The sequence below is a fragment of the Helicobacter sp. MIT 11-5569 genome (genome assembly GCF_000765695.2).
Taxonomy (GTDB): domain Bacteria; phylum Campylobacterota; class Campylobacteria; order Campylobacterales; family Helicobacteraceae; genus Helicobacter_D.
In genome coordinates this window covers 1-3,221 of the sequence record NZ_JRPB02000027.1, presented here as the reverse complement: position 1 = coordinate 3,221, position 3,221 = coordinate 1, and the positions used below count along the sequence as shown (strand labels likewise).

Annotated in this window: 4 protein-coding genes and 1 pseudogene; 2 read left to right on the top strand and 3 right to left on the bottom strand. The window is 31.0% G+C overall.

Going from position 1 to position 3,221, the window contains the following annotated elements; genetic code table 11:
* Positions 1-213: pseudogene (locus LS70_RS09725) on the bottom strand (hypothetical protein); the annotation flags it as partial.
* A gap of 52 nt (positions 214-265) precedes the next feature.
* Positions 266-1,081 (bottom strand): hypothetical protein, encoded by an 816-nt coding sequence (locus LS70_RS09720; RefSeq protein ID WP_034291388.1) that lies wholly within the window; start codon positions 1,079-1,081, stop codon positions 266-268.
* A 196-nt stretch (positions 1,082-1,277) separates the two neighbouring features.
* Here LS70_RS09720 and LS70_RS09715 point away from each other — a divergent pair, with 196 nt between their 5' ends.
* Together LS70_RS09715 and LS70_RS09710 are read left to right on the top strand one after the other, a co-directional pair.
* Positions 1,278-1,499 (top strand): hypothetical protein, encoded by a 222-nt coding sequence (locus LS70_RS09715; RefSeq protein ID WP_034291386.1) that lies wholly within the window; start codon positions 1,278-1,280, stop codon positions 1,497-1,499.
* Positions 1,489-1,761 carry a type II toxin-antitoxin system RelE/ParE family toxin gene (locus LS70_RS09710; RefSeq protein WP_034291384.1) on the top strand — a complete coding sequence of 91 codons (273 nt, stop codon included), beginning with the start codon at positions 1,489-1,491 and terminating at the stop codon, positions 1,759-1,761. The genes LS70_RS09715 and LS70_RS09710 overlap by 11 nt, the downstream gene beginning before the upstream one ends.
* Before the next feature lie 86 nt (positions 1,762-1,847).
* Here the strand turns inward: LS70_RS09710 and LS70_RS09705 are convergent, their stop codons facing one another.
* Positions 1,848-2,954 carry a hypothetical protein gene (locus LS70_RS09705; protein ID WP_034291382.1) on the bottom strand — a complete coding sequence of 369 codons (1,107 nt, stop codon included), beginning with the start codon at positions 2,952-2,954 and terminating at the stop codon, positions 1,848-1,850.
* Between the last annotated feature and the right edge of the window lie 267 nt (positions 2,955-3,221).

Genomic DNA, 3,221 nt, shown 5'->3' with positions numbered 1-3,221 from the left:
TGTATCAGGTTGTGCTACAAGTGTAGGATACATATTATAAATATAAGCATTTCCACTGCTTAAATAGCTAATACTTGTAATACTCCTTAAACCAATTTGCTTTTTAAACAAAGAATCCATAGTGATGGGGTCAGAAGCAAAGGCAATAGAAGTAAAGGTATATAAAAAACTAAAATGCAGAAGGCTAAAAGTAAGGAATAGTTTAAAAAACATAAAGAATCCTTGAAATTTATTTTTAGAATTTAAGCAAAAAGGATTCCAAAAATTAAATATTTTTATACTTTTTGGTTGATTCTTTTTGGGATTCCATTCCGAGATATTTTAAGGCTTGAATTTCCGATTTTGCAGGGTTTTGTGTTTCATAGTCTATTGTTTTGTCTAATTTTAGCACTTTTTGTAAAAACCAATCTGTCATACTTTTAGTAACTATTTTTCTAGTTTCTTCAAATGTAGAATCTTTGGCGATCATCGGGCTATCTAGCCAAGAATTTGGAAACCCAGCTAAATATTTCCCATACTCTCCAAGCTCACTTTTATCGCTCTTAGCATAAGCTTCCCCATAATTTGAGAGAGAAAATAACAATATAACCCCTTCTAAGGCTATTTTTTCGCTTCCATTTTCTGTTGTTGTATAATCCAAAATAAGCGGAATATCACTTCTTAGTTTTATATCCATAAAATCTTTGTCATTTTTAAAAGCTTCTAATAATTCCGCTTTTGTATAACTATCTTTGATTTGTATGAAGTTTTCTAACTCTTCAAAAGCATTTTTTAGCCCACCGCCTAAATCAACGCTATTAAAGTAATTTGAAAAGTAAGCATTGCCATCTTCGCTATTGTGTTCATAAAATGGAAGTGTGAGATAATTTTTGATTGCTTGCAAGGAATTGCTATGGAATCTTAAATTCTCTGACAATCCAGCTTCTTTTAAAAATTCACTTCCCATAAAACCATAATTATCAAGAGGATAATTTTCAAAAGTTTTATTTGTGTTTTGTGTAGTATTTGTTTTTGCATTTTTAAAATCATCTTGACTAAAGGCTTTTAGGTTTTCTTTTGTTTCTTTGTTAATTGCTGACATTTCACAGTAGGCTAAAGAGCCTAACAAATTTTCTGTTATACAGCTTTGAAAATCATTAGTAGGATTCGTAATTTTTTGTAAATCTTGAAGCGTAGATTCTTGGAATGCTTTAGGAAATAGAATCTGATTCTATTGTAGCTATGTTATAATACATGCGACATTAAGTAGAACCTATTTGCTTTCAAAAGGAATGTAAATGACATTGATTATAGAAAATGTAAAAGAAGAATTTTTACCAGCTTTTAAAGGGCTTGCTAAAGGCGTAAATGCAAAGCTAAAAGCAAAAAAAAATAAAGCTGAAAAAATTGTTGGAATGGAGAGAGAAAGCGAAGAGATGAATACGCTTTATAAACAAGGTAAATTAAAAACTTATTCTAGTGCTAAAGAAATGCACGCAGATATTTTCAATGAAATATAAAATTGCCTATTCTAAGCAATATAAGAATGCAATCAAAAATATTAGCAAAAAAGATTTGTTTTTAGTTGAGAATATTTTAGATAGACTTGCAAATGGTGAAAAACTAGAACCAAAATATAAAGACCATAAGTTAAAAGGTAGCCTAAAAGGTCTTAGAGAGTGCCATATTAAATCTGATTTACTTCTTGTGTATGATAAAATAGACGATTTACTTATTTTAAAGGCTATTAATCTAGGTTCGCATAGTGAAATGTTTGAATAATTTCTGTGGAAACAAACGGCTGGCATAGCAATAGCATTAATTGTGTTTTATGTTTTTGCTAAGGAGAATTCTAAAAAGTAAAACCCTTACACGCGCACTTTTATCCATTCTCCACCCATAGAATAATCTTCTAGTTTTTCTAATACTTGATTAAACTCTAGCTCTTCAACTCTCTTTTTAAAATGTCGTGATTCTTGTATTATGCCATTAGGGATAGAAGTATCTTTGTCTTTGTTTTCTATCCCTTTTTGTGAAGATTCAAGTGCTTTTCTATAAAACTCGTCTAAAGCATCTCTTAATTCTTTTGCTTTTTCTTCAGGAGTTTTTTCTTTGTCCTTAGAGCCACTTGGCACAAACATTGCTTTCATTTCTTTTTTTATTGTATAAGGAGATTCTGCATTTCTTAATGCTCCGCTGTTTATTCCATACATTATCATAATCCCTTCTTTTTGGAATGTTCCATCAGCATTTTGATAATCTTTCATCAACAATGTTTCAAAATAGCTTTCATCAAATTGTCCCTCACTTCCTTTTGTCATTTTTAGAATCTCTTCTTTAGTATAAGAGTTTTTATCCTCTGTTAATAAGGCATTAAATTCTTTATTTGCTTTAGAAAGTCCAGCGATTAAATCAATAGATTTATACTCGCTTGAGGGAGCTGTATAAAAATCATTTAAAGCTTGTAAAATATTTTTATGAATCTTATAATCACTTGGTAAATCAGCAGCCTTTAAAAATTCTTCTCCCATAAATCCTTGTTCATCTACGCTGTATCCCCCAAAGGTGTTTTTTGGATTAGTATTTGGAATCGCATTAGTTTTCGCATTTGTTAAATGTGTGCGCAATAGCCAATCTTGCATTTGGCTTGTTGCTTTTGAAGCAAGAGACTCTTCTTGTTCTAATGTGTTTTTAAAGCTAAGGGGATTATTGTCTGTTTCTGGATAAAAAGAAAAAGAGGCCACAGAGTGTAATATTTTAATTTCCTTGTGTTTGTTTGTATCTGAAAACAAATAAGAAAACGCTTGAATGTAAGAATCTGGCGGGAGGTATTCCACTGCATAGCCACCACCAACTTCTTCTTTTAGCTTATCTTGTAATGCTTGTATGTGGGATTCTCTACGCTCACTAGAGACAGAATAATCGCTCTGTATTTCTAAAGGTCTATAGTTTGTAGAAATTGCATTAGATTGCATAGTAACTCCTTAATTAATATTCTTAGAGTTGCAATCCTTTGCAAGCAAGTTTTATTCCTATATAATTTTATTGGAAATTATTAATGATTAGAATCGATTTCCATATTGACTTTAATGATTCTTAACCAATGTATTAAACAAGCTAATAGTAGTGCACATGCAACAGATTTAATTGCTCTTGCAACTAATGGTAAAGTGAATGAAAACTCTTTAGGGGTTAAAGCATTATCAGATGATGAGATGAAAAAGGTTGTGGGAGGGGCGCGT

Bases quoted from the DNA above. Each gene is read 5' to 3' on its own strand.
- LS70_RS09720 (WP_034291388.1), bottom strand. From the start codon at position 1,081: ATGTCAGCAATTAACAAAGAAACAAAAGAAAACCTAAAAGCCTTTAGT.
- LS70_RS09715 (WP_034291386.1), top strand. From the start codon at position 1,278: ATGACATTGATTATAGAAAATGTAAAAGAAGAATTTTTACCAGCTTTT.
- LS70_RS09710 (WP_034291384.1), top strand. From the start codon at position 1,489: ATGAAATATAAAATTGCCTATTCTAAGCAATATAAGAATGCAATCAAA.
- LS70_RS09705 (WP_034291382.1), bottom strand. From the start codon at position 2,954: ATGCAATCTAATGCAATTTCTACAAACTATAGACCTTTAGAAATACAG.